Source organism: Paenibacillus tyrphae, assembly GCF_027925525.1.
In the GTDB taxonomy this organism is placed as follows: domain Bacteria; phylum Bacillota; class Bacilli; order Paenibacillales; family NBRC-103111; genus Paenibacillus_G; species Paenibacillus_G tyrfis_B.
In genome coordinates this window covers 69,539-93,275 of the sequence record NZ_BSDJ01000026.1, presented here as the reverse complement: position 1 = coordinate 93,275, position 23,737 = coordinate 69,539, and the positions used below count along the sequence as shown (strand labels likewise).

At 55.3% G+C, this 23,737-nt stretch carries 19 protein-coding genes, 1 pseudogene and 1 riboswitch; of the genes and pseudogenes, 5 read left to right on the top strand and 15 right to left on the bottom strand.

Going from position 1 to position 23,737, the window contains the following annotated elements; translation table 11 throughout:
* Window positions 1–168: 168 nt before the first annotated feature.
* The 9 genes from QMG93_RS25560 to QMG93_RS25520 form a co-directional block, all read right to left on the bottom strand.
* Entirely contained in the window at window positions 169–1,932 is a 1,764-nt protein-coding gene (locus QMG93_RS25560; RefSeq protein WP_281941532.1) for an ABC transporter ATP-binding protein, read from the bottom strand.
* On the bottom strand, window positions 1,929–3,689 hold the full coding sequence (locus QMG93_RS25555; RefSeq protein ID WP_281941530.1) for an ABC transporter ATP-binding protein: 1,761 nt from the start codon (window positions 3,687–3,689) through the stop codon (window positions 1,929–1,931). The genes QMG93_RS25560 and QMG93_RS25555 overlap by 4 nt, the downstream gene beginning before the upstream one ends.
* A gap of 177 nt (window positions 3,690–3,866) precedes the next feature.
* Window positions 3,867–4,949, bottom strand: coding sequence for a VanZ family protein (locus QMG93_RS25550; RefSeq protein ID WP_281941529.1), 1,083 nt, complete (start codon window positions 4,947–4,949; stop codon window positions 3,867–3,869).
* 133 nt (window positions 4,950–5,082) lie between these two features.
* The gene (locus QMG93_RS25545; RefSeq protein ID WP_281941527.1) at window positions 5,083–5,526 is read right to left on the bottom strand and encodes a GNAT family N-acetyltransferase; all 444 of its coding nucleotides are present in this window, start codon (window positions 5,524–5,526) and stop codon (window positions 5,083–5,085) included.
* An 18-nt stretch (window positions 5,527–5,544) separates the two neighbouring features.
* Window positions 5,545–6,234, bottom strand: coding sequence for a metal-dependent hydrolase (locus QMG93_RS25540; RefSeq protein ID WP_281941525.1), 690 nt, complete (start codon window positions 6,232–6,234; stop codon window positions 5,545–5,547).
* 137 nt (window positions 6,235–6,371) lie between these two features.
* Entirely contained in the window at window positions 6,372–6,734 is a 363-nt protein-coding gene (locus QMG93_RS25535) for a response regulator (RefSeq protein WP_281941523.1), read from the bottom strand.
* 97 nt (window positions 6,735–6,831) lie between these two features.
* Window positions 6,832–6,915: riboswitch (cyclic di-GMP riboswitch) on the bottom strand.
* 126 nt (window positions 6,916–7,041) lie between these two features.
* Window positions 7,042–9,474 (bottom strand): EAL domain-containing protein, encoded by a 2,433-nt coding sequence (locus QMG93_RS25530; protein WP_281941521.1) that lies wholly within the window; start codon window positions 9,472–9,474, stop codon window positions 7,042–7,044.
* A 184-nt stretch (window positions 9,475–9,658) separates the two neighbouring features.
* On the bottom strand, window positions 9,659–10,078 hold the full coding sequence (locus tag QMG93_RS25525; RefSeq protein ID WP_281941519.1) for a DoxX family protein: 420 nt from the start codon (window positions 10,076–10,078) through the stop codon (window positions 9,659–9,661).
* A 33-nt stretch (window positions 10,079–10,111) separates the two neighbouring features.
* Complete coding sequence (locus QMG93_RS25520) at window positions 10,112–10,873, bottom strand: DODA-type extradiol aromatic ring-opening family dioxygenase (RefSeq protein WP_281941562.1); 762 nt, start codon at window positions 10,871–10,873, stop codon at window positions 10,112–10,114.
* A 147-nt stretch (window positions 10,874–11,020) separates the two neighbouring features.
* On the opposite strand from QMG93_RS25520, the gene QMG93_RS25515 reads away from it, so the two are divergent.
* On the top strand, window positions 11,021–11,365 hold the full coding sequence (locus QMG93_RS25515) for a winged helix-turn-helix transcriptional regulator (protein ID WP_281941518.1): 345 nt from the start codon (window positions 11,021–11,023) through the stop codon (window positions 11,363–11,365).
* A 271-nt stretch (window positions 11,366–11,636) separates the two neighbouring features.
* Here the strand turns inward: QMG93_RS25515 and QMG93_RS25510 are convergent, their stop codons facing one another.
* The 3 genes from QMG93_RS25510 to QMG93_RS25500 are packed head-to-tail and all read right to left on the bottom strand — an operon-like array spanning window position 11,637 to window position 15,705.
* Window positions 11,637–13,733 carry a TIM-barrel domain-containing protein gene (locus QMG93_RS25510; RefSeq protein WP_281941516.1) on the bottom strand — a complete coding sequence of 699 codons (2,097 nt, stop codon included), beginning with the start codon at window positions 13,731–13,733 and terminating at the stop codon, window positions 11,637–11,639.
* A gap of 42 nt (window positions 13,734–13,775) precedes the next feature.
* Window positions 13,776–14,795, bottom strand: a complete 1,020-nt coding sequence (locus tag QMG93_RS25505) for a glycoside hydrolase family protein (protein WP_281941514.1) — start codon at window positions 14,793–14,795, stop codon at window positions 13,776–13,778.
* Window positions 14,796–14,838: 43 nt separating this feature from the next.
* Complete coding sequence (locus tag QMG93_RS25500) at window positions 14,839–15,705, bottom strand: AraC family transcriptional regulator (RefSeq protein WP_281941512.1); 867 nt, start codon at window positions 15,703–15,705, stop codon at window positions 14,839–14,841.
* A gap of 335 nt (window positions 15,706–16,040) precedes the next feature.
* On the opposite strand from QMG93_RS25500, the gene QMG93_RS25495 reads away from it, so the two are divergent.
* The 4 genes from QMG93_RS25495 (at window position 16,041) to QMG93_RS25480 (ending at window position 18,595) form a co-directional block, all read left to right on the top strand.
* The gene (locus QMG93_RS25495; protein ID WP_281941510.1) at window positions 16,041–16,652 is read left to right on the top strand and encodes a helix-turn-helix domain-containing protein; all 612 of its coding nucleotides are present in this window, start codon (window positions 16,041–16,043) and stop codon (window positions 16,650–16,652) included.
* Complete coding sequence (locus QMG93_RS25490; protein ID WP_281941508.1) at window positions 16,652–16,978, top strand: hypothetical protein; 327 nt, start codon at window positions 16,652–16,654, stop codon at window positions 16,976–16,978. Before QMG93_RS25495 ends, QMG93_RS25490 begins: the two co-directional genes overlap by 1 nt.
* 32 nt (window positions 16,979–17,010) lie before the next feature.
* Window positions 17,011–17,589: an ATP-dependent Clp endopeptidase proteolytic subunit ClpP gene (gene clpP / locus QMG93_RS25485; protein WP_036681016.1), complete on the top strand. Its 579-nt coding sequence runs from the start codon at window positions 17,011–17,013 to the stop codon at window positions 17,587–17,589.
* 304 nt (window positions 17,590–17,893) lie between these two features.
* On the top strand, window positions 17,894–18,595 hold the full coding sequence (locus tag QMG93_RS25480) for a TerC family protein (protein WP_281941505.1): 702 nt from the start codon (window positions 17,894–17,896) through the stop codon (window positions 18,593–18,595).
* A 117-nt stretch (window positions 18,596–18,712) separates the two neighbouring features.
* On the opposite strand, the pseudogene QMG93_RS25475 reads toward QMG93_RS25480, so the two are convergent.
* The 3 genes and pseudogenes from QMG93_RS25475 to QMG93_RS25465 all read right to left on the bottom strand — a co-directional run.
* Window positions 18,713–20,287: pseudogene (locus tag QMG93_RS25475) on the bottom strand (endonuclease); the annotation flags it as partial.
* A 109-nt stretch (window positions 20,288–20,396) separates the two neighbouring features.
* The gene (locus QMG93_RS25470) at window positions 20,397–21,107 is read right to left on the bottom strand and encodes a TrkA C-terminal domain-containing protein (RefSeq protein WP_281941502.1); all 711 of its coding nucleotides are present in this window, start codon (window positions 21,105–21,107) and stop codon (window positions 20,397–20,399) included.
* Between the two features lie 393 nt (window positions 21,108–21,500).
* Window positions 21,501–23,480, bottom strand: coding sequence for an elongation factor G (locus QMG93_RS25465; RefSeq protein ID WP_281941501.1), 1,980 nt, complete (start codon window positions 23,478–23,480; stop codon window positions 21,501–21,503).
* Window positions 23,481–23,737 lie beyond the last annotated feature (257 nt).

Below are 23,737 nucleotides of genomic sequence, written 5' to 3'. Positions count from 1 at the left end.
AAAACACATCGGTTTCGCCGCAGTTTAACCGCCCGGCACCGCAATGGTCCTCCGGGCATTTTCCATGCCCCTCCACACTGTAGAAGCATGTCGACTCCTGCGCTTGCCCGGGAAATGAGCCAAGCCCAGCGGCCTCCCAAACAAGCACCTAGCCCCAATGGGCCCCTTCTACGACTCGCCGCGGTGCCACAACCGCTGCAACTCCGCGTTCGATTCCAACAGCTCCTCCAGCTTGCCTTGGGCATCGACGCGTCCGTCCTTCAGAACGATGATGCGATCCGCCCGGGCCAGCGCCGCTTTGCGGTGGGAGATGACCAGGCAAGTCGCGCCTTGACGCAGTTCTTCGAGCCGCTCCCACAGCTTCCCTTCGGTATCGACGTCGAGCGCACTCGACAGATCGTCGAAGACGAGCAGCTCCGCGTCGCGTACGAACATCCGGGCGGCTGCGGTACGTTGGGCTTGCCCGCCGGACAGCTTCACACCGCGCGGCCCGATGACCGTGTCGAGGCCATTCGGCAAATACCCGAGATCCTGCTCCAGTACGGCGGAGCGGATCGCCCGTTGGAGCTGCTCCTGCTCGGCATGCATACCGAGCAAAATATTGTTCTCCAGCGTATCGCTGTACAGCCGCGGGATTTGCGGCGTGTAGGCGCTGCGCGGCGGAATGAAAAAGTCGTCCGGCTTCGCCACAGGCTCCCCGTTCCAGCGAATAGCTCCCGCCTGCATGGGCAGCAGCCCGAGCAGCGTGCGCGCCAGCGTCGTCTTGCCGGAGCCGACCCGCCCGGTAATGACGGTAAACGAACCGCGCGGCAGCGTCAGGTCGATCCCTTCAATCCCCCGGCCTGTTTCGGGATAGCGGTACGTCAAACCGCGTACTTCCAGCGTCTCCAAGGTCCGGCTGCCGGCAACCGCAGCCCCTTCGTCCATTTCCGGGAGGCTCCCCCGCAAATGCAGCGGATGGTACTCCGTCAGCCTTTCCTCGTCCGCCCCTTGCAGCAGCGTCACCAGACGGTCCTTCGAAACCGAGCTTTGCTTAAAGTAAGTCATAAACTTCCCGAAGTTTTGGATGAACTGCGTCACGAACGTGAGGTAATAAACGAACAGCGCGAAATCGCCAACCGTAAAGCTGCCGTCCCGCATCGATTGCGCGGCCAACAGCAAAATCAATCCGGTGCCGAAATTAACCGCGTTGGAGAAAATCGATTCGAGCGTCGTGCTCAGCAGTCGGTCCTTCAGCATCGCTTCCCGGCGCTGATCGTTCAACCGTTTGAAACGGCCGATGACCCGGTCTTCCGCACCCGCTACCTGAATCGACTGCACTGTGGAGAACATTTCGCTGATCGCTCCAGTAACCTGGCTTGTCGCTTCCCGGCTCGCCGCCCGGTATTTTTGCAACATCGTCGTCGACAATTGAGCGATCGTCACAACAACGACTAACGGTAAAAACACCCACAGCGTCATTTCTAAGTTAATACGAATAAGAATATAGCACGATACCGCAGCGAACAGCGTCATCCCGAACGAGTCCACCGACCAGCTAACCGTTTCCTCCACCTGCTCGACATCGTCCCGGAACGAGCTGATCGCCTCGCCCGGCGAGATCGGAATCGCCCGCGCTCCCGGTTCCTTGAGCACATGCCGCAGCAGATTCCGGCGCAGCAGCGCCGCAACGCGGAAACGGAACTGGACGTCCGTGATAAAGCCGAATACGATCAATACAACTCGAGCCAATGCCGCCAGCAGCAGAAAGATGACTAACGTCCCAATGCCGAAGCTGTAGGCGGAATGACCCGACAGCTCGTCGAAAAACGCTTTCGTCACGAGCCCGGGAACGATCGGGGCCAAATAAATCAAAGACCAAGCGAGCGCGTTCAAACTATAAAGCCCCAACCGGTAACGCGTCAGCCGCCATAAAAAAGAAAAGGTCGTCATACCAGCATTTCCTCCATTCCGACCCTCAGCATCCGGCTGTAACGGGAATCCGGATCGGCCCCGAGCCTTGCGCGGTCTCCTTCCTCGGCGATCCGGCCGTTATCGAGAATAAGAATGCGGTCCGCCCGCTGGATCGTCGCCAGCCGGTGGGCGATAATAATGCAGGTCCGGCCTTGCAGCAGCCGGTTCATCGCCCGCTCAATCCGCTGCTCGGTTGCCGGGTCAAGCCGGGAAGACGCCTCATCGAGAATAACGAGTCCCGGATCGGACAGGAACACCCGGGCGAACGACAGCAGCTGCGCCTCGCCTGCGGACAAGCCTCCGCCCCCGGACTCCAGCATCGTATCCAAGCCGCCGGGCAGCGAACGGAGCCACGACTCCATTCCCAGCTCCCGAAGCACTTGCTCCACCCGCTCGTCGGAGATCGTCTCGTCAAAGAACGTCAGGTTGTCACGAACCGTTCCTTGGAACAGCTCGATCGACTGGGTCACCATCCCGACCCGGCTGCGCAGCTGCTGCAGCTTCGCCTCGCGAATATCCATCTCCCCGAGAACAATCCGCCCTTCACCGGGATCGTAAAAACGCAGCAGCAGGCGCGCCAGCGTCGTTTTACCGCTGCCCGTCCGCCCGAGCAAGCCCAGCACCTGCCCCGGCTCCAAGCGGAAGCTCACGTCCTGCAGTGTCGGGCTATCCGCCTCGTAGCCGAAGCGGACACCCTCGAACGCCACGGACAGCGCTCCCTGCGGCACCGGCGTACCCGGTCCGTCTTGAATCAACGACTGTGTCTCCAACAGCTCCTTCACTCGGACGATGCTGGCGTCCGCCTTTTGCAAATCCTCCATCTGGGTGCGGATTTGTTCGATTGGTTTTGCCATCAGCTCGGTGTAGTAAAAGATCATATACACGGTACCGAGCGTAATCGAGCCCTTTTTCCACAAATAAAAGCTCAACACAAACGCAACCGCATTGCCGATCGCAAACACGATCAAGGTCGTGATCCACATCGACGCCCAACCGAGAAACGCCCTCACGCGGACCGGCAGCCATTCGCGCAGCAGCTCATGATACCGGCGCATCACATACCCGGTCGCGCCGTTGGCCCGCGTATCCTCCGTCCCTTCCAGATGCTCGCCTAAGAAGCCGTAAAACTTCGCGCTCACCTGTCTCAGCTTCCCCCAATGAGGCACCGCAAACTTCCGGATATATTGGATGGCGACTATCGCGAACACGACAAAAAAGAGCATGCCGACGCCGATCAGCCATCCTTCCCGGAAGAGCAGCACCAGCATCCCCGCCACCAGCACGAGATTGCTCAGCAGTGTAATGACGAAGCTGGAGAAAAAGTTGGACAAATTGTTGATATCCCCATCCACCCGCTCAATGATCACGCCGGACGTTTGCGACTTATGAAACGTCATATCCAGCTTCAAGCAATGATCCGCCACATCGCCGCGCAGCTGATTGGTTGCCCGCCACCCGACATTCGCGCCTATGTACGTTGCGGCTACGGCAACAACCTGTTGAATCAGGGTGACGGCAATGAACAGACCGCCTGCGATAAGCAAGGGCCTGGTGCTTGACTGGGACTGCGCCGTATCGATGAAATAACGGATAATTTGCGGGTTGACCAGCTGCATGGCAATGCCGCTTACGAGCAGGACGGCCAGCAAAATCATACTTTTGCGCTGGAACTTCAAGTAGCGGCTCAGCAAGAGGGCATATTCACGAACCGGTATTTTTCGTATGGCTTTCTTCAACCTCTCCGTCCCTCCTTTATCGTACAAACATTCTATCACAGGAAACACTTGTTCGGCCATCCATTTCCAAAAGAAAAAACAATTATAACCAAATTTCCAACCTCGCCCTAAACGAAAAAGACGGCCGCGGTGCCGTATTCAACAACGACGCCACAAGCCATCTTCAAAACCGGGTTTCTACGTGATCGAATGCTTCGTCTCGCTCCATCGCTCGTAGAACAGCATCCGGTCCCGCCGCACAAAACAGAGCAGCGCATGGATGCCGAAGACAAGGTTCAGCAGCCCTGCGACAAGCAGCAGCGGGATCATCACTATCGAAGGAAGGTGGTTCATTCCGCCGCCAATAAACAGCACATTAGGACCGCCAATGAGAAAATACAACGAAACACAGCGCACCAAAAGCGCGTGCAGCGTCAGTCCGCCGTCCTTTCCGTTCAGGCGAATGCGCACGATCCGCTTGCCCAGCGTTCTGCCTTCGGTCAAGTATGGGACGACGACAAAATAGAAGAGGACCGCTCCAGCGATCGGAAGCAGCATATGCCGCCCTAGGAAAAATAGAACGAACGGCGACAATACCGCCCAATCAATCAGCCACGCGACAAAACGACGGGTGTAGCTGACACGCGTAACGGACAGATCGACGCCTTCGTCCAGCGTATCGCTTTTGGGCATAAAGGCCGTCAACCATGGAGCTATCGCATAACCGACCAGGCCGCCTGCCGTATTGAGCATCAGATCATCTACGTCGAACAGACGGTAGGGGCATTCGTAAATGCCGTACAGCCCCGTTCCCTGCGTCACTTCAAAAAACAGTGAAACCATAAACGTCGTAACCGTCGTCCGCACAATGCGGCGCCGGAAATAATAGCGCAAAAACACGCCCAAAGGGACAAGCAGCAGCACATTGAACGCTACTTGCAGAAATCCCCGTTCCCCGAACACCTTAAGATAGGTTGCCGGATTGTTCCACTGCAGGCCTGTTTCCCGCAGAAAATCACGGACAAACTGGAACGGGATCCATTGATTGAACGAGCCCGTCGTCCCGGTACAAGTATGCCGGGTATCCGGCAACGGCAGGATGACCAAGTACAGGGCGCACACTAAATACAGCAGAAAAGAATACAGGACAATGACGCGTATTTTATTGACATAGCCGTATTTCCGGTATTGTACGATTAAAAACGGCAGCGTAAAGACGAACGCCAGCAGCGGAAACGTCTGCAGCGCGAAGCCGATTGGAAGCAAATAAGCTTGAAACATTGTCGTTCACACCTATGCTGTAATATTTACTAAAAATTATAACGGAAATACGGCTTACATGAGTGACATTATTGTCACCTTGTATACGTAAAAAAACACGCCGAACATCAGCGTGTCATGCAATTTTGTTTCTTTACAGCTCCTTGCGCATGCGCACGTGCCAGATTCCGGCGTCGAGGAACGGCTCGGTAGAAACCGTTTTGTAGCCTAATTTCTCGTAAAACGCCTCTGCATGGGTCTGACCGTCCAGGATGATCGCCGGAACGCCCTGTGACCGGACATCCTCTTCCATCGCCTGAATGATCTGACGCCCGAGCCCGTATCCGCGGTACGGCTTCATCACGGCAATCCGCTGGAGCTTGGCCGTATTCCCGTCGTACATGATCCAGCGGGCAGCCGCGGCGGGCTCATTTCCATTCAAGATCAGAAAATGCTTTGCCGCGCTTGGCGAAGCATCGTAATCGTCCATCTCTTCTTCTGGCGAAACCCCTTGCTCTTCCACGAACACGCGAATACGTACGGCAAAGCAGTCGCGAAGCTGTTCTTCTGTATGTACAGGCACGATGCTCAAATCCATGATGTCTTTTCCCCCAAGCTATAACGTAAGTTTTTCTCCCGGCAGCAGCACCTGGCTCTGGATGCCTTTATCCCGAAGTCCGGCGGCGAAACGGTCCGCATCCTGAACGATCGGCGGGAACGTATTGAAATGAAGCGGCACGACCGCTTTGGCGCCCAGCCACTCGGCGGCTAGAGCCGCATCGTCCGGTCCCATCGTAAAAACGTCGCCGATCGGCAGGAACGACAGATCGATCTTGTGGCGCTGACCAATCAGCTTCATATCGGAGAACAAGGCCGTATCCCCGCTGTGAAGAATCGTCAGCCCGTCCCACTTGATTACATATCCGCCGGGCATGCCGCCATAAATGATCTTTTTCTCTTCCTCCAGCACGATTCCCGAGCTGTGGAACGCTTGAATCATCTCGATCTCCGCAAATCCGATCGACGTTCTGCCGCCGATATTCATCGCGAAGGTGTTCAGCCCCTGCCAGCTCATATAAGTCGCCAACTCGAACGTTGCAATGACCGTTGCATTATTGCTTTTCGCGATGGGCACGGTATCGAGAATGTGGTCGGGATGGCCATGGGTAAGAAGGACATATTCCGCCTTCACATCCTCCGGCTTGGTTGTGGCCAGACGGTTCCCGGAAATAAACGGATCGATAATTAAGGAATGTCCTCCGTGAGTCAATTGAACACAGGAATGACCATGATACCAAATCTCCATGCGACCAGCTCCTTCTTTTGATTCGAATAGTAGCTTTTATGAATTCTATTGTACCAAAGAGAAGACGTGAAACTCAAAAAAGAAAGGCAGTCGTTCCTGACGGCTCCTTTCGCGGCTGCACCTATGCATCGTCAATCCTAGCTCGCAAACGCCTTCTTCAAAGCCTCCCGGACCCGGTCCTTGCTGAACGGCTTGACGATAAAGTCGCTTGCTCCCATCGAGACGGCCCGAATCAACAGCGCCTGCTGGCCCATAGCGGACACCATGATTACTTTTGCGTCGGGGTCCATATTCTTGATCTCTTCCAGTGCCGTGATCCCATCCATTTCGGGCATCGTAATATCAAGCGTAACAAGATCCGGCTTCAGTTCATTGTATAATGTCAGCGCTTCCAGTCCATTGCTCGCCTCGGCTACCGTTTCGTAACCCAATTCCTGAATTACGTTTCTCAGTATCATCCGCATAAATAGCGAATCGTCCACGATCAAGATTTTTTTCACGCCGAACTAGCCCCCAACCCGTTGTTTTTGTACATAAAAAAATAAGACCGCCCCAAGCGCCAAAAGGGAGGCCGTGTTCGACTATTTCCTCTTGTCCTTCGGCAGCTGGCTGACATCGTGTTACACCTTAGTCCCTATAGCTTTGCGTCCTTGACTTTCGTCAAGTTTGCCATGTCTGTGACAAAAAACGATTGTAAATTGTATTATAAGCATCCGATGGAAAAAATACAAGTATAACGCCAAGAAGACCTCTTCGCAACATCCCCGCCGTTGAAGAGTTACGAGTGAGAGGCCTTATGCTTAAGGGTTAGGCAGGCTCAGCCGAACGGGCCATATTTTGCAAGTATCGCTCAAATTCATCCGGCGGCAGCGGCGGGCTGTAATAGTAGCCCTGCACCAAATCACATTTTTTGTCCCGTAAAAAGTCGATCTGTTCCTGTGTCTCCACGCCTTCCGCGATGACCTGCAGGCCGAGATGATGCGCCATGGCTACAATCGTAGCGACAATCGACGCCCCGCTGGACCCGTGGGCAATGTCACGCACGAACGATTGATCGATTTTCAGCTTGTCGATCGGGAACCGGTTCAAATAGCTGAGCGAGCTGTAGCCGGTGCCAAAATCGTCCATGCTGACTTGCACGCCGATTTGCTTCAGCCGGCGCAGCGTCGTTTCCGCATTATTCGCGTCTGCGGCCATCATGCTTTCCGTAATTTCCAAGTCGAGATATTTCGGCTCCAAGCCCGATTCCTGCAGCGCTACCCGGATCGTTTCGATCAAATGCGGCTGCTCGAACTGCTTGTTCGACAGGTTGACGGAAACGGGCATCGGTGAAAATCCGGCTTCCTGCCACGATTTGTTTTGCCGGCAGGCCATGCGCAGCACGCGTTCGCCGATCAGATGGATCAGCCCGCTTTCCTCGGCGACCGGGATGAATAATCCTGGCGATACGAGGCCTTGCTCGGGATGCCGCCAGCGCACGAGCGCCTCGGCTCCGATCACCTGCCCCTTCATATTCACCTGCGGCTGATAGTGGACCTCGAACTCATCGCGCTCCAGCGCAAGCCTCAAGCCGTTCTCAAGCGCCAGCTTCTGTTCGGACGCCTCGTCCATTTCTGAAGAATAGGCTTGTATCCGGTTGCGCCCTTGCTTTTTGGAATAAAACAGCGCCGAATCGGCATGCTTCAGCAGCATTTCTCCGTTAGCGGCAACAGACTGCACCGCGTAGCCGATGGTCAGGCTGAGATGCACTTTGTGCGCCCCCAGCGTAAAGGGACGCTGGAGCCGCTCGTGGAGCTGCAGCGCTTCCGCGGCTGCTTCGCTCTCTCCTCCCGCAATTCCGCTTAGCAGCACAGCAAACTCGTCGCTTCCGATTCGCGCGATGACTTTACCTTCGTCGGCGACTTGGTGCAAACGGTCCGACAGCTGCCGCAGCAACCTGTCCCCTTGCTTTTGCCCGATCGAATCATTGATCAGCTTGAAGCGGTCGATATCAATGACCAGAAGCGCCATTTCGATTTCTTCGTCCGCTTCCGTCAGTCCGTTCAGCGTTTCCAGCAAATAACGGCGGTTCGGCATCCCTGTCAGATCGTCCCGATAGGCAAGGTCATTAATCCGGCGCTCCGCTTGTTTCTTTTCCGTGATGTCTTGACATATCCCGAACAGGCCGGTGACCTCCCGGTTCACGACAATGGGAACGCAGGTAACGCTGAGATCTATGGCTTTCCCCTGTTTATGCTTGATGGTCATTTCGAACTTCTGGGGGATGCCTTTTACGGATTCCGCAAACCTCCAGTTCAGCTCATCGGTACTCCAAAGCTCCGAAATGCGGCTTAAGCTGCGTCCTACCGTCTCCTCCGCAGAATAGCCCGTTATCGCCTCGACCGCCGGATTCGCGGCGATGAATCGCCCTTCCAGATCAATGGAAAACACCGCATCCGTATTATAATCAAACAGCGATTGAAAATGCTGCTCGCTTTCGTGAAGCTTGGCCGCATGGTACGCCAGCCTTTTGTCCACGAACGACGTCACAAGCGCAATCCCCAGCAGCAACAGCGTCATCAACCCGATCACGTAAGCAATCAACGACGTTTCCACGCTCAGCTCGTTGCTCATCCAATTCATATGATCAAGACTGATGAAGCGGGCTGCCCCCATCCCCGTGTAATGCATGCCCGAAATCGCCGCGCCCATTACAAAGCCGCTGCCGACTTTACGGAAAATGCGGGATCTGCCGATGTCATCGCGAAAATAATAGGTCAGCCACATCGCGACCATGGACGCGATCACGGCGATAACAACGGATAGGCTCAAGACCAGAGGACGGTACTGAATGACCGCGTTCATCTTCATCGCCGTCATTCCCGTATAGTGCATGCCTATGATGCCGAAGGCCATGAACAGTCCACCGACGGTCCAATTGCGCCATCCGAAATGTCTGCCCCCAACCGCAGCCAAGGCAATATACGAAGCGCTGACGGCAAATACCATGGAAAGCAGAACGAGGGAGACGTCGTAATGGACCTCCATCGGCATCCGGTAAGCAAGCATTCCTACAAAATGCATCGACCAGATCCCAAGCCCCATGGCCGTCGCTCCGCCGCAAAGCCATATTAACCGGGTACGTCCACGTGCTGCATTGATTCTGCCGCCCATATCCAGTGCGGTATAGGAGGCCAGGACCGAGATCGCATAGGAAAGAAAGACCAAAAACCAGTCATAGGTGCCGATCATTTGCTGCATAGTCTTTACCTTCTTTCCAATTTGATCCTTTTCTTTTCTATATTATACCTACGAGGCCTATATACCGTCTACATCTTTTTGTCGAAATAGCTCGAATATCCTAAAGATGTCGAAAAGACTGCACACCTTTTCGAATATAAAAAGAAGCAGATCGGCAGACCTGCTTCTTTTTCGTATCTGTTATTTACGCATCAGCACGTTTCGAGTTGCCTGCGGACAACAGGCTGCCAAGCGATAGCAGCGAACTGCCCGCTATAGCCAAAGCCAGCGCCATGACGAAGAACGCCAAATCCAATTCGTACCCGGCCATCTGCGGACTTCCCAAAAATCCGCCGGCCCATTTCGCCTTCACGATGGCGCCGATCATAAGCAACGCGAACAAAGTCGAAACGATCCGTGTGCCAAGGCCCAGAATCAGGGCGATTCCTCCGACCACCTCGATAATCCCTACAGCATAGGCGGCAAAGCCCGGAAGACCGATGCTTTCGAACCAACCGGCGATATTGCCGATTCCGCTCTGAAATTTGACCACGCCATGAACCAAAAAAGAAATGCCAAGCACCAAACGGATTAACAGCAGACTAACCTCGTATTTCTTATTCAAAAGTTCTCTCTCCTTATTTTCGATTCGTTATTGTTAAAATTGCAAACACATATAGCTGAGCGTTCCTAAATCATAGCTCCGATGAATCACCTGAGCTTGCCCTTCTCCGCTTCCCATCGCGATGAACAGCGGCACGAAATGCTCCGCTCTCGGCACGGCCTGACGGGCATACGGAGCTTGCTCCGCATACTGGAACAACGCATTCAAGTCGCCGGACTGCAGCTTCTCCAGCAGCCAATCGTCGAAGGCGACCGCCCATGGCTCAGGCGTCTTCTGGCCCCAATTCAGCATCCGGAGATTGTGCACGGTTACCCCGCTGCCGATCACCAGGATGCCTTCCCGTCCAAGCCCGCGAATCGCCTCGCCGATCCGGTATTGAAGCTCAGGGGCAAGAAAAGGATTCACCGATACTTGCACTACCGGTATATCCGCTTTCGGAAACATGCGATGAAGCAGCGTCCAAGAGCCGTGATCAAGCCCCCTTGTTGAATCGGTGCGGACTTCGATGCCGTTTGCCGTCAGCTTTTGTTCCAGCATCTCCGCGATTGCTTTGGACCCTTTGGCCGGATACTTGACCTGATACAGCTCATCCGGAAATCCGCCGAAATCGTAGATCGTATCGTAGACATCGTCCGTCGATGAAATCGTCAACGTCTCGCTTTCCCAATGCGCCGTAAAGATGACAATCGCCCGGGGCTCGTACTGCTCGCCCAATTTCGCCAAAAAATCGGTATAAGGCGTCTGCTCGATCGCGAGCATCGGAGAGCCGTGCGCTAAAAATAAAGCTGGAATCATCATGCTACCCCCCAAGTAATAAGGTTACTTTATGTAAGTTAGTATATAATGATAATTTATCTATGTCAAGTAACTATATTTTTGTTTGCAACTATATTATTTTTTATAATCATGAGGTATAATTGAACTATAGCGAGGTGACGGGATATGAATCAGTCTTCAGTGTGCCCCAGATTCGAAAAAGGCATGCGGATCGTCAGCAAGCGATGGGCCGGGCTTATTATCCATCAGCTGCTTAAGGGCCCTCAGCGGTTCTGCACCATCGAGACCGCCCTTCAGATTAGCGGAAGATTGCTATCGGAGCGTTTAAAAGATTTGGAGCACGAGAGGATTGTGAAGCGGGACGTGTATCCGGAAACTCCCGTTCGCATCGAGTATTCTCTCACGGACAAAGGCCGCGCTCTGGCTCCTGTCTTCCGGGAAATGGAAAAATGGACGAGCGTATGGATAGAGCTCGATGAGGAACCGGCGGCCGATCCGCTTACGAAATAAACGCATGCAAAAAGGCGCCGCTTGGCGCCTCAGAGTGTGTTGAGAAAGTGGTAAAATGAGACAATAGAGGTTACGATAGGATGGGGTATCCACTTCCGACCGCTGTTGTCCTCGGGAAATTTGATTGGAAGCCGCTTAGTAGCGGACATTTCCCGAAGACAAAGGCGGCCGCTATCGCTTCTCCAGTGGATACCCCATCTCCGTTGCATCTCTATTTTTGTAAAAGCCCACTTTCTCAACAAGTTCAGGCGCCCTTCGGCGCCTTTTTGCATTAATGAAACACCCACGTGAACTCGCTGTACGCGGAGGACCAGCCGGGTTCCACACCGCTGACGGTGCCCGTTTTCCGGCCTTCGGCATCCACGGCAACTTCGGCCGTGCGCCAGCGGTACTCGCCGCTCTCGTAGGCAAATGTCTCGCCATCGTCGTCAAACAGACGGAACTTGCCCGGACTCGTGCCGTAATGGTGCAGCTCCAGGTCGATCTTCTCTCCGGCGCGCGGTGCATGGTCCATGACGGCCATCATCGGAATCACCGAGCCGTCCTTCACGAACACCGGAATCTTCTCAAGCCCTGGCTGGACGCTGATCGTACGTCCGCCTTCGAAGCGTTCCCCCGTATCGAAGTCGTACCAACCGCCTTGCGGCAAATAAACGGTCCGCCCGGTTTCCCCTTCAAACAGCGGGGCAACGAGCAGCGAATCGCCGAACATGAACTGGTCGTCCCATTCTTTATCCGCTGCGCCCCCGTAGGCGAATTCATCCGAGTCGAAACGGCCGCTACCGGCCTGCGCACGCACGGACACGCCAGCTTCCAGAGCCATGGCCCGTACCGGAGGCACGCCTTCCGCCCAATAGTTGGCGAAGGTCGAATACAGATAAGGCAGCAACTGCATGCGCAAGCGAATGTAACGGGTAACGATGGGCTCGACCTCGGGGAACGACCACGGCTTCGTCCCGTCGGCCCATGCGTTCAGCATGGCAAGCGGCGAGAAGCACACGGTCTGCATCCGGCGGACCCAATCCTCGCTGCTCCGCGCTTTTCGCACCTCGGGCGTCCAGAGCAAGCCGCTGAAGCCCGAATTGCACAACGCGCGGACATAGTCGCGGTGATCGTACAGATCGGAATAAAGCACGTAAGGAAGCGACGAGGCGGCGCCTGCGGAAGCACGAACCAAGCCGTAAGTCCGGCGATTATGAGAGCGGTACAGATCGTCGGTCATCTTCTGAAGCAGCAAGCCGTACAGCTGCCGCAGCTGCTCGCCGTCACAGCCTGAAGGAAAGCTTGCATGCGCAGGGAACATCCAAGAGTTGCGGGTCAGCTCACTGCCGTCGCATTCGTCCAGCTTATAGCCGGATACGCCGATCATCACGTGCTCGCTTTCGTGCTGTTGCCTATAAATCGCTTGCGCCTCGGGCAGCGTATAGTCCGGCGCCAGCCCGTGCCAAACCGTGTGGGAGCCGGAAAATGGCTGAAGCGCCTCGTAAATGGCCGCATCCGGCGAAACGTACGGATGCTCCCACAGGTTGATTTTGAAGCCGTCCTTTCCCAGGTCCCGGACAAATTGCTCCGGATCGGGAAACAGCTCCCGGTTCCATTCGTACGTTACCGGGTAGCTGCGGGTGTGCCAGCCCGGCTCCAGTCCGATGACATCGCACGGAATGCCCCGTTCCCGGAACGCCGCCGCTTCCACGCGCACCTCGTCCGCCGAGTAGCTTTTGGGCACCCGGTGCCAGAAGCCAAGCCCCCAGCGAGGCGGAAGCGCGCCACCGCCAAAATACAAGTTATAGCGGCGAACGGCGTCCAGCGGCGTCGGTCCAGCGAAAACGTAAATGTCTATCCCCTCGTCCGCCACCGTAATTTCCACCCGATCGCTCACCGGCGTCGCTTTCCACGACGAATCGCGGTTACGATCCTTCGCGTTCCCGGATAGGCCACTATCGAACCGAACCGACGAGCCGCAGCACAGCGTCACGATGCGGGACGTATCGGCATATACCCCGTAGCCTTCGCTGGATACATAGAACGGAACGGGCGCATGCGTCTCCCCCGTATCCTGCTTCGGGTCGCTGTTGACGCGCAAATAACGCGTCCGGCCGCGGTGATTCAGCTTCAGAAGCTGCAGGCCCAATCCGTACAGCGATTCCTCGCTTCCGAGCGGCAGTGCCACGACGATACGGCCGCCGATCCGCTCTATTTTCACATCCGCTGCATTGAACGGGAATTCGGCTTCGCCCATTGATTGGAGAGCTGCCGTTTTTGGAGTCCGGTTCATGACCGAAGCGGGAGACAGCGTCGAAGGCTGTCCCGCCTTCAGCCGCCATATTCCCGGAGCTATCGTCTGCCAGGTCAATGTCGATTGTGCCATTTGCTTCTCCCCTTTGGACCGATTTTTAAGCTTCATGTCGGTTTATTTCATCTTTATGGGAAATACCTGGTTCCAAGTGTTGCTGCAATCCGAAAAGCCCTTCACGCCGTCCGACACCGCCGCAAACAGATGCGTGGGCTTGCCGTTCGTATCAAAAAGCAGAAACGGCCGCTCCAGATTGCCGAGCGTCGTGACCGTCCCGTCATCCCAAACAACGGTACGCGAGTACGCTTGGGGCTTCTCGCTTACTTCCCAGTTCAGCCCGTCCCGGGAATGCGCGCGGATGCCGCCGTATTTCTCGCCGCAGACGGTGCCGTCCATATCCTTGGCAATTAACTCATAGCCGTGCTCGGTCCGCCAAATAAACGGATCTTCGAGATGGAACCGCTCCGGCGGAAAAACCGGTGTTTCCTGCAGCACCCGGTACGGGCCTTCGTAATGATCGGCCGCGGCCGCGCCGATGGTCATTTTTCCGTGAACGTTACCTTCGTATCGCCGCGCTTTATAGATCAGCAGCACGGAGCCGTCCTCGCCGACGCTCGGCGCCGGATTCGACGTCAGGAAGCTGTCGAATTTGCCGGGGCGCACGCCGAGAATCGGAGCGTCCTGCCGGGTCCATGGACCGAACACACTGGGTGCCGTGGCGAGGCCAATGCGCTTATTCGCCCGAGCCACGATGGTCCGGGGATCGTTCAAGCCTTCGAACGTTTCCGGAGGGGGATCGCTGAGCGGATGCGTCGAGCCCATATAAAACAGCAAATATCGGTCTTTATGCTTCACGATGTGAGGATTGTGCGTACTGCGCCCATCCCAGTATTGGGCGCCTCGGGCCGGCAGCACGACTTCCTGAAAAGCATACGGCCCTTCCGGCGTATCCGACACGGCGCGGACCACCTCGGATTGCAGAAGCCAGCCCGGATGCATCGGCACCGATTTTGGCCAGCGCGAAGCGAACATGTGATATTTTCCGTCCTCTCCTTGCGCGACGGAGCCGCACCATACCCAATACCCTTCCATCCGGAAGCCGCCATCTCGCGGCGCCGGCAGCATTTCCCAATTCATCCCGCTCGCCTCTCTTTTCTCGAAGTAAGATTGTTTTGAGTCGTTAAAAATGCTTCATAGCGGAGACCGCGGACTTTATTTTCTTTTTCCTGAATTGCGAGGGCGACTCGCCTTTACGCTCATGAAACAGCCGGGAAAAGTAGGACGTCGTCCAACCGACGCTTTCGCTGATTTCCGTCACGGTCATGCTTGTCGTTTCTAGCAGCTCCATTGCTTTGAGCAGCCGCACTTCCTGCAAATATTGAATCGGGCTCATCCCGAGCCGCCGGTTGAACATCCGTATGATGTAATGCGGGTGGAATCCGAAGCGCTTGGCCATATCGTCAAGCGTAACTTTGGCCGCATAATGATTGCGGATGTAATCGGCCATCGGAAACGGACCGCCGCCGGATAACGCTTGTTCGGAGCGAACCTCGTGAGTCAACGGCTTCCGCCCTGTGCCCAGCCGTGCCAAGGTAAGCAGCACCGTCTTGACCGCCGCGTCCATCCTGTAGGACGCCAGAGGATCGTCCGCATCGCCCGGCAATCCTCCTGCTTGGAGCCAATATTCGATGTCGGACACCGCGGCCGAGCCGCAAGCTCCCATCCGCGGTATGGCCTGGACGATCCGTTCCAATCCGCCGTCGCGCAATTCGAACCGGACGCCGAGCACCCGCCCTTCCGTCGACAACGTAAGTTTACAACCGTATTCCGGAGGGACGAGATAATAGTAGCCAGAGAGAACGACGAACGATTCCGCGTCTATCCGCAGTTCTCCGCGGCCTTTCAATGCCAACAGCAATAAATACGCCTCGCCGTTCTTCTTGCCGGAAGTCACTTCGTTCTGGCATCCGCCGCCAAAGCTGTAGAACCCGGTTGCCCGAAGCCCGGCGTCCCTCAAATCGTTATGCGTCATATCGATCCCGTTCATAAAGCCCTCCTTTGCTTGGGCGCGAACCGATTCCGCTGCCGGTCCGCGCAGCGGACTCTTCTCGTATCGCCAGGTTATACGCCAACGGTGCTATGCTTGTGCGGCGGCTCGTTCATTAAAGTTCGGCGCATCTTGACTTTCCTTTTGCTCTAAGCTCATCTTAACCGGAATCGAAATGCAAATAATTACGGAGTTTTAAGATCATGTGTCGCTCTTTTGCTATTCCTTCCCATGCTCCGCCACTGCCAGGATTTTTTTGAGACCATTGACAATGACACAGTTACGTAATAATATATTTTTACGTATCAAATATTGTTTTACGGAGATGAACCACTGTGACCGAAGACATACTGGAAAGCTTGCGAATTGAAGCGCCGGAGCAAGCCATGGCGCTGCTCAACCCGCTGCGGGCGGATATTGCCGCCCGGCTGGCGGCACCCGCTTCCGCGGCGGAAGTAGCCCGGGCGATCGGAGAAGCGCCGCAAAGGATCAACTATCATTTGAAGGCGCTGGAGAAAGCCGGGCTCGTGCGCCGAGTCGGTACGAGACAGGTACGCAACCTGGTCGAGGTGCTTTATCAAGCCGTCGCCAAGACGTTCATCCTGTCCGATCAGCTGGGAATGAAGCCGGAGACGGTCCGTCGCCTCAAGGACCAAGGCTCGCTGTCTCATCTGGTTCAAACGGCGGAACGCATCAAGCAGGATGCGCTGCTCCTGATGGAGCATTCGGACGAAGGCCAGGACATTCCAAGCGCATCGCTGCAGTTTCAAGTCTCTCTCCGGGATGCGGAGGAACGGCACGCTTTTGTCGAGGAGTACGCCGCCCTTGTCCGGCAGTTGACCACCAAGTACCGCAAACCGGCGAACGAAGCGGAACCGGCAGACCCGTATCACGTCGTGCTGGCCGTGTATCCGCAGATCGATCAATCCTCGGGAGGGAATGACTAATGGAACGCGAACGAGAGCACGAAGCAAAGCAGAGCGGCGCAACCGAAGCTGGCGAAGCCAACTCCCCGGCCGTCGTATGGCAGTGGTCGGAGCCGCAAAGAAACCAGGAAGCCGAGCGGAACAGCCGGCCGGTGACGCATCTGGACGATTACCGGCAGGCCGGAAACGACCGCTCCGAAGCGACCGTGACCCGCTGGTCGCTGCCTTCGCGAACCGGAGAGCCAGGCGCCGAGGAAGTTCTCATCATGGTCTCCTCGGGCTTTACTGCACGCAGCCAACGCGGCCTGAGCCGTGGAGGCACAACTATTCAAGCGCTGGCCGCCTGAGCGGTCTGAGCCACACAAGGAGGGCATCAAGCATGAACTATGTACCGGTCGTCGTGGAACAAACCGGCCGCGGGGAGCGTTCCTACGATATTTACTCCCGCTTGCTGAAAGACCGCATCGTCTTTCTCGGAAGCGAGATCGACGATCAAGTCGCCAACTCGATCACGGCTCAACTGCTGCTGCTGTCGGCGGAAGACCCTGAAAAAGACATTCATCTTTACATCAATTCGCCCGGCGGTTCGACCACCGCAGGCTTCGCGATTTACGATACGATGCAGTTCATCAAACCCGACGTGTCGACCATCTGCGTAGGCTTCGCCGCCTCCTTCGCCGCCGTTCTGCTCGTCGCCGGAGCCAAAGGCAAGCGGTATGCGCTGCCTAACGCCGAGGTCATGATTCATCAGCCATGGGGTGGGATGAAGGGGCAGGCGTCCGATATGAAAATTCACGCCGACCGCATCCTCGATACCCGGGACCGGCTGAACCGGATCGTCTCCGAGCGCTCGGGCCAGCCGCTGGAGAAGGTGGCGCGGGATATGGACCGCGATTACTTCCTGTCCGCGGACGATGCGGTGACCTACGGCTTGATCGACAAGGTCATGCAGCCTTAAGGCAGCGAATAAGGATCGGTGCTTCTTCCGAGGAAGCCCGGTCCTTTTTTTGTATTTGCCCCTCATCGCTTCGCCCCTCTCTTATGCAGCCGGCTTATAAATCTCGCCTAAATTATATATGGAAACGGAAACACCCGAACATGGAATATTCTCATTTGTTTTTGGTTTTTATTCAGGTTTTTGGGGGACGGCTTACGACGCTGCTTGTTCTTTTGTATATTAAATTATTTCGTATTAAATAAATTTGTAGTATGATGGACAAGTTCAAGCATTGCAAACTGAGGCATGTGAAAGGAGTCTGCGAATGGAAGGCGATCTGCTAGTCGGGCTGCTAAAATTAATTCTGATCAACATCGTGCTTAGCGGAGACAATGCCGTCGTCATCGCTTTGGCCTGCCGCAATTTGCCGGCGGAGCAACAGAAAAAAGCTATATTCTGGGGGAGTTTCGGAGCGATTTTGCTGCGGATCGTCCTCACCTTCGTAGCCGTCTGGCTGCTGAAAGTTCCGTTCGTACAAGTGGCCGGAGCGCTGCTGCTCCTATATATCGCTGTGAAATTGTTGAAGGGCGAAGATAACGCCGAAGCCTTGAAATCCAGCAGCAAGATCGGAGAAGCGATCCAGACGATCATCGTCGCCGATCTGGTTATGAGTCTCGACAACGTGCTTGCGGTAGCGGGTGCCGCTGGCGGAAACCTGCTGTTAATCGTAGTGGGACTGGCTATCAGCATCCCGCTGATTGTCTGGGGAAGCCAGCTGCTGATGCGCCTCATGAACCGTTTTCCTATCATCGTTCTGCTCGGAGCGGCACTACTAGGCTATACTGCGGGGGAAATGACGCTTGGCGACAAAGCCGTCGGTCATTGGATCGAGACAAGCTTCCCTGCCGGTCATTACGTGCTGCCAATCGCACTGGCTGCGGTGGTTGTCGTCGTCGGCAAGCTGGCCGGCCGGAGGCAGGAACGCGAACACGCCAAAAAAGAAGCGGAAAAGCACGCCGTTTCCTAACCAAAAAGCACTCTTCGTCCCGTACGACGCGCATGGCGCCGCCGGCTGGCGAAGAGTGCTTTGTTTTTTCATCGGAAACCGTTACGTTCGGTTAGGCTGTGTGAACGCCAAGCTTTAGGGCAGCGGCTGTGCAGGTACATTCGAGATGGTGACAGCCTCCGTCTTCAAGTTGTTGCCCGATTGTTTGAGCCGGAGGTTGGCCGAACCGCTCGTTCCCGGCTTGATCTGAACCGTCAAATCTGTCGTAGCCTTTCCTTGACTGTTGGCCGTAAGCGAGAAATTCGAGCTGTAGCCGTAGCCCGACGGCCACGAGCCGTCCGCATTGCGGATCTTCGCCACTTGGGTCCCGCCGGATACATAAATGCCTAGGCTAAAGTTCGACACCGTCGTCCCCGGAGCCAAGTTGTCCACGACGACACGAATCTGAAACTCTTCAGCGTTCGGGAGCGGCTCCTGCTTGACGAAGCTGTACGCCGGATTGCCGACCACCGCTCCGGTGCCGTACGACCCCGGCTTGAACGTCGAACGGTCCCACCATTTATACCCGGCCGCCGGCGTCGCCCACGGCTCCGGCTTCGGCTCGGTCGAGCTAGCCGGGTTTTCGAACGGCAGCAGCGCAGTCGGTTGGTCCAGCTGCAAGTTCGGGACTTGACTCAGCTGTGTGTAGCTTTCTTTTTTGGCAAGCCAGTTTACGATATTCACCAGCAGCTTGCCGTCGTCCTGCTCCTTGAAGCCGTCGTAAGTCGTTTTGGCTTGTCCCGTTTCTTCGCGGCGGTATTTCGGCGTGGCATCCTCAACCGGCGACGAATCGCCGATGAACGCCGCCTTGCCGGCAGCCACTTTGGCGACAGCCGCGTACGGCCCTTCCGCCGTCCCGCCGCCGTTATATACGCCTTGATCCACCGCATTCGGCCAAGCGGCGCTGGTTTGCGGCAGGTATACGATGCCTTTTGCCTTAAGAGGATCGATGATGGCAAGAGTCGAACCGGCATGCATCGCGACCGCCGAGACGCCTTGGGTAATGCCGAACGCCTGATTAGGCGAAACGATCTGGTTGGCCGTAACGTTTCCCAGCGCATTGTACCGGAAACGGACGCCAAAATTCGTGGCGAGCCAATCCGAGCTGGCCACGCCTTGCATTGCGTCGGAAGCGCGCTCTTCGGTGCTCATGCCTTTCGCCGGATCGGTCCAGGCTCCCCGCCGGTAGCCGTTCATCACCTCGGAGGCATCCCAGCGGTTTTTGTTGCGGTCCGCATTATAATGGTCGGCGATGAAAAAAATGCTGCCGCCATTCCGGACATACTGCGTCATCGCGTCCTGCTCGCTTGTTTTGTAAGGAATGTTGGCCTCTCCGACCACGAACACGTCGTAGCTGCTCAAGTCGCTCAGCGTGATCGGCGTCGTTTTGCGAAGCTCCTTGACGTAGTAGCCATTGTTCGCGAGCGCATTGGCGAAATCCGAGAACCCCCCGTCAATAACCCAATCTGCGGCCCCCGCCGTCTGGCCGTGCGTATTGTCGAACAAAATCTTTTTGCCCGCATTTTCGTTCACAACCGTAGGATTAAGGAACGGGGCAGGGTCCGTCGGCCCTTCCGCCAGCGCCTTCGGCGCATCCCCGATCCATCCCGGCAGCGGAAGGAGCAGCGAAAACGCCAGTGCCGATTTTGCAAGAACAGCTTTAAAGGATCTCATCAGTTACCTCCAGTATTTTCTATATTGGGGCATACTGCCCAAATCTATTTTACCATTTTGTAAAAGATTAGGAGATTAAATTTTCGTAAAAAGTTTGACGAAAAGCGGTTCACAGCTCGGTGACATGCTTCTCATTCCCCTCCTCTTGACGCATGGCGTCGAGTTCGCGGCGGAACATTTGTTCGATCGCTTCCTTATCGCCGTATACGAATAAGATATCCCCCTCTTGAAGGGACAGCTGCAGACATCCGCTGCGGATTTTCGTTTCCCCTCTCTGTACGAACAAGACGTTGATGTCCTCCTCCGGACAACAGACGTCGCGGAAGCCGCGCCCCGCCATAGCGGACCCCTTACAGATCGAAATGCCCGTGAATAAATCGCTGCCTGTAAAATACAACACTTCCTCGATCGGCAGCTCGTGCAGCTCGAATTCCTGCTTGAGATGCTTGTGGAACCGCCGCTTCAAGCTGTTGACGATACGCTTGTTTTTCGTTGCCAGCAAAACGACGCCAAACCCTAACGTCACGCCTGTCAGCTGCGGCACGCGGAAACTTTGAGCCAATAGGTTGCTGAGTGTGGAGATCATCACCGCGAGCGAGAACACCCCGAACAAGATGAGAAATACGCCGATCTTACGCCGGACGGGATGCCGCAGGATCAGCTCCGACTCCTTGGTGGTAAACCCGGTGGAGGTCAGCATGGAGACCGCTTGGAAGCGGGCGATTTCGCTATCGAGACCGGTGACGATCAGCAGCATGACGGCAATTTCCAGCACGATAAAAATCAAGACAAAATAGATCAAAATGAAAAGAAAGCCCATTCCCCCGGCTCCTCTCTATCCGTTTCTATGTTCTTCATTACCATGCTGGTCCGCCGGTGAACCCGGACCGGGCTGTACCCGCTGCCTTTTTACTGTTGACTGCGTCGGTGAAGTTCGCGAACTTAGAGGAACTGTACCGTTATTCCAAAGCCCCTATTAACGCATCGCCGTTCCTCTATTTGCCCATGAAAACAAACCGCCGCCCCTTCGCCTGGGAAACGGCAGTTTTGACTGCGGCTATCCCATGACAGAAGGAGCGGCGCTCCGGCGTTGACGGCCAGCGGCAGGACCAGGCAATAGGCCCGCTGTACGCTAGAATGTGTTATAAAGGTAACTGTCGCCAGCGAAAAACCCGGCCGGAGCTTTCAACTCCTGCCGGGTTTAGCACTGGCCTTAATAAGCGCGCAGAACGTGAAGCAAATATTCATTCCGGTTTAACGGATTGTAATCGGTCCGCGCTCTTGTCGGCACGTCGCCATGCATTCTTACGAATCCGGCCGGTTCGACGAGCACGAAGCCTTCCCCTTGGGTAAACGCATGCAAGCTTCTCTTGAAGCTCTCCGTTGCGGCTACAGGAAGGGTGCCTGTTATAAGACACAACCCGTTATGCATAGCCGTTTCGTGCACCACCGCTTGGATCGCGGATAATTTGTAGATCGCTTTGCTCATCATAGCGGCGGGCATCGTTAACTCAAACGCATGAATAGGCTCATAAACATCCGTACCGGCCTGCGCCAGCGCCTCCATCAATACAAGTGGAGCCAGCCTTCTAAAGTCGCCCGCTGTCGATACCGGACTGAAATAACCGGTATGAGTCAGGGTCACAACGATGTCGGTAACCTCCCAGCCGTACAGCCCTTGTTTCAAGGTTTGGAAGACCGTCTCCTTAATGGCTTTGTGAAAGGGCAACGGCAGCGAGCCCAACTCAACCTCCAAAGCGTAGGCGACTCCGCTTCCGGGCAAGCCTGGCTCAACTCTAAACCCCACGGTCGCATAAAAAGGATTATCGCCCTCCGCGATGATCTCCAGCGCCTGACCCGTTCCAGCCGGTTTTTCCAAGCAAACCGTTCTAGTCTCCGAAAACCTGACTTCCAAATCGTACTGTTCCTTCAAGGCCGCTTCGATCACTTCTTTTTGCACTTCGCCAAAAATACGGATATAAAGCTCTTGATGAACATCATTTTTCAGCACTTGGATTAACGGATCTTCCTCCGACAGGCTGATAAGCGCCTTGTACAGCAGGTGGTCCTTGCTCGGTTCCGACGCTTCAATTCGCGTCTCCATTTGTGGGACTGCGAAGCTAAAATGCTTGATTAGATGAGACTGCTCACCGACGACATCCCCGATCCGGACGTCCTCCAGCCCCCATACTTTGCCTAAATCCCCTGAGGTTACCTTGGCGGCGGGAACCGCCTTTCCGTTTATCAAGGCATGAAGCTTTTTGATTTTGCAGGTACGCGCTTCGAATTCGCTCTGCCCGTTTTTCCGCTGCAGCTTCACTTGTTCTCTCATGTTTAAACCGCCTGAGAACAGTCTGACATAAGCGATCTTTTCGCCGGACGGTTCTTTTTCAAGCTTAAATACGACCCCCGACAACGGCTCTCCCTCGGCATGTATATTCACCGGAAACCATTGGGTCACACCGGCGAGCAGGCCGGACACGCCCACGCCCGTCATGGCGGACCCGAAATAAACCGGGTAGATGTTCGCTTGCCTTACTTGCTTTCCGAATGCCTCTTTCACTTGCCCTGCCGTCACGGCTTCGCCGTTTACATAAGCTTCCAGCACCTGCTCGTCATGCGCTGCCGCAAGCTCGATGCATCGTTCCATAAAATCGGGGTCCGCAGCCCAATCGAAACGGTGTTCAACAACAGACGCATTCTTCATGCCTGCATGTTCGACCTGACACAGAGGAAACGCGTTCAGTGTCAGCTTTTCGCGGATTTGTTCAATCACCATGTCAGATTGCGCGCCCAGACGATCAATTTTGTTCACGAACAAGATCGTGGGAAGTCCCATTTTCTTCAGGACGGAAAACAGAATTTTGGTCTGCGCCTGCACGCCTTCCACAGCCGAAACAACCAGTATAACGCCGTCCAGAACACTCAGCGACCGCTCCACTTCCGCGATAAAATCCGCATGGCCCGGCGTATCGATCAAATTCACTTTTAACCCATGGAGATCAAAAGAAACGACAGATGCTTTAATCGTGATGCCTCTTTTCCGTTCCAGCTCCATGGCATCCATCTGCGTATTTCCTTGATCTACCCTACCCAGCTCGTCAATAACTTTCGTCTCATATAAGATACGCTCAGCCAGACTTGTCTTTCCAGCGTCGACGTGCGCCAGAATCCCTATATTCATAGTATGCATGCGTTAAAATCCTCTTTTCTCCGTTCATGTTATTCTCCTTTCGAATGTGGTTAAGTTGCCGCATTCCGATCACTCCAATCTATAGTATTAACTTCAGTATATACGCATTTTACGTATGATTCCAATGCATGACGCTTACGTCCTTTCATCGGATGTGATATAATCGGGTTGGTTTATTTTCTCATTTTTACTAATCTGGAGGCGTAGCAGATCATGCGGCAAAACAATCTCGCAAGGGTACAACATTTAGGGGAAGG

Bases quoted from the DNA above. Each gene is read 5' to 3' on its own strand.
- QMG93_RS25560 (WP_281941532.1), bottom strand. From the start codon at position 1,932: ATGACGACCTTTTCTTTTTTATGGCGGCTGACGCGTTACCGGTTGGGG.
- QMG93_RS25550 (WP_281941529.1), bottom strand. From the start codon at position 4,949: ATGTTTCAAGCTTATTTGCTTCCAATCGGCTTCGCGCTGCAGACGTTT.
- QMG93_RS25545 (WP_281941527.1), bottom strand. From the start codon at position 5,526: ATGGATTTGAGCATCGTGCCTGTACATACAGAAGAACAGCTTCGCGAC.
- QMG93_RS25540 (WP_281941525.1), bottom strand. From the start codon at position 6,234: ATGGAGATTTGGTATCATGGTCATTCCTGTGTTCAATTGACTCACGGA.
- QMG93_RS25530 (WP_281941521.1), bottom strand. From the start codon at position 9,474: ATGCAGCAAATGATCGGCACCTATGACTGGTTTTTGGTCTTTCTTTCC.
- QMG93_RS25520 (WP_281941562.1), bottom strand. From the start codon at position 10,873: ATGATTCCAGCTTTATTTTTAGCGCACGGCTCTCCGATGCTCGCGATC.
- QMG93_RS25515 (WP_281941518.1), top strand. From the start codon at position 11,021: ATGAATCAGTCTTCAGTGTGCCCCAGATTCGAAAAAGGCATGCGGATC.
- QMG93_RS25510 (WP_281941516.1), bottom strand. From the start codon at position 13,733: ATGGCACAATCGACATTGACCTGGCAGACGATAGCTCCGGGAATATGG.
- QMG93_RS25505 (WP_281941514.1), bottom strand. From the start codon at position 14,795: ATGAATTGGGAAATGCTGCCGGCGCCGCGAGATGGCGGCTTCCGGATG.
- QMG93_RS25500 (WP_281941512.1), bottom strand. From the start codon at position 15,705: ATGAACGGGATCGATATGACGCATAACGATTTGAGGGACGCCGGGCTT.
- QMG93_RS25490 (WP_281941508.1), top strand. From the start codon at position 16,652: ATGGAACGCGAACGAGAGCACGAAGCAAAGCAGAGCGGCGCAACCGAA.
- clpP (WP_036681016.1), top strand. From the start codon at position 17,011: ATGAACTATGTACCGGTCGTCGTGGAACAAACCGGCCGCGGGGAGCGT.
- QMG93_RS25480 (WP_281941505.1), top strand. From the start codon at position 17,894: ATGGAAGGCGATCTGCTAGTCGGGCTGCTAAAATTAATTCTGATCAAC.
- QMG93_RS25470 (WP_281941502.1), bottom strand. From the start codon at position 21,107: ATGGGCTTTCTTTTCATTTTGATCTATTTTGTCTTGATTTTTATCGTG.
- QMG93_RS25465 (WP_281941501.1), bottom strand. From the start codon at position 23,480: ATGCATACTATGAATATAGGGATTCTGGCGCACGTCGACGCTGGAAAG.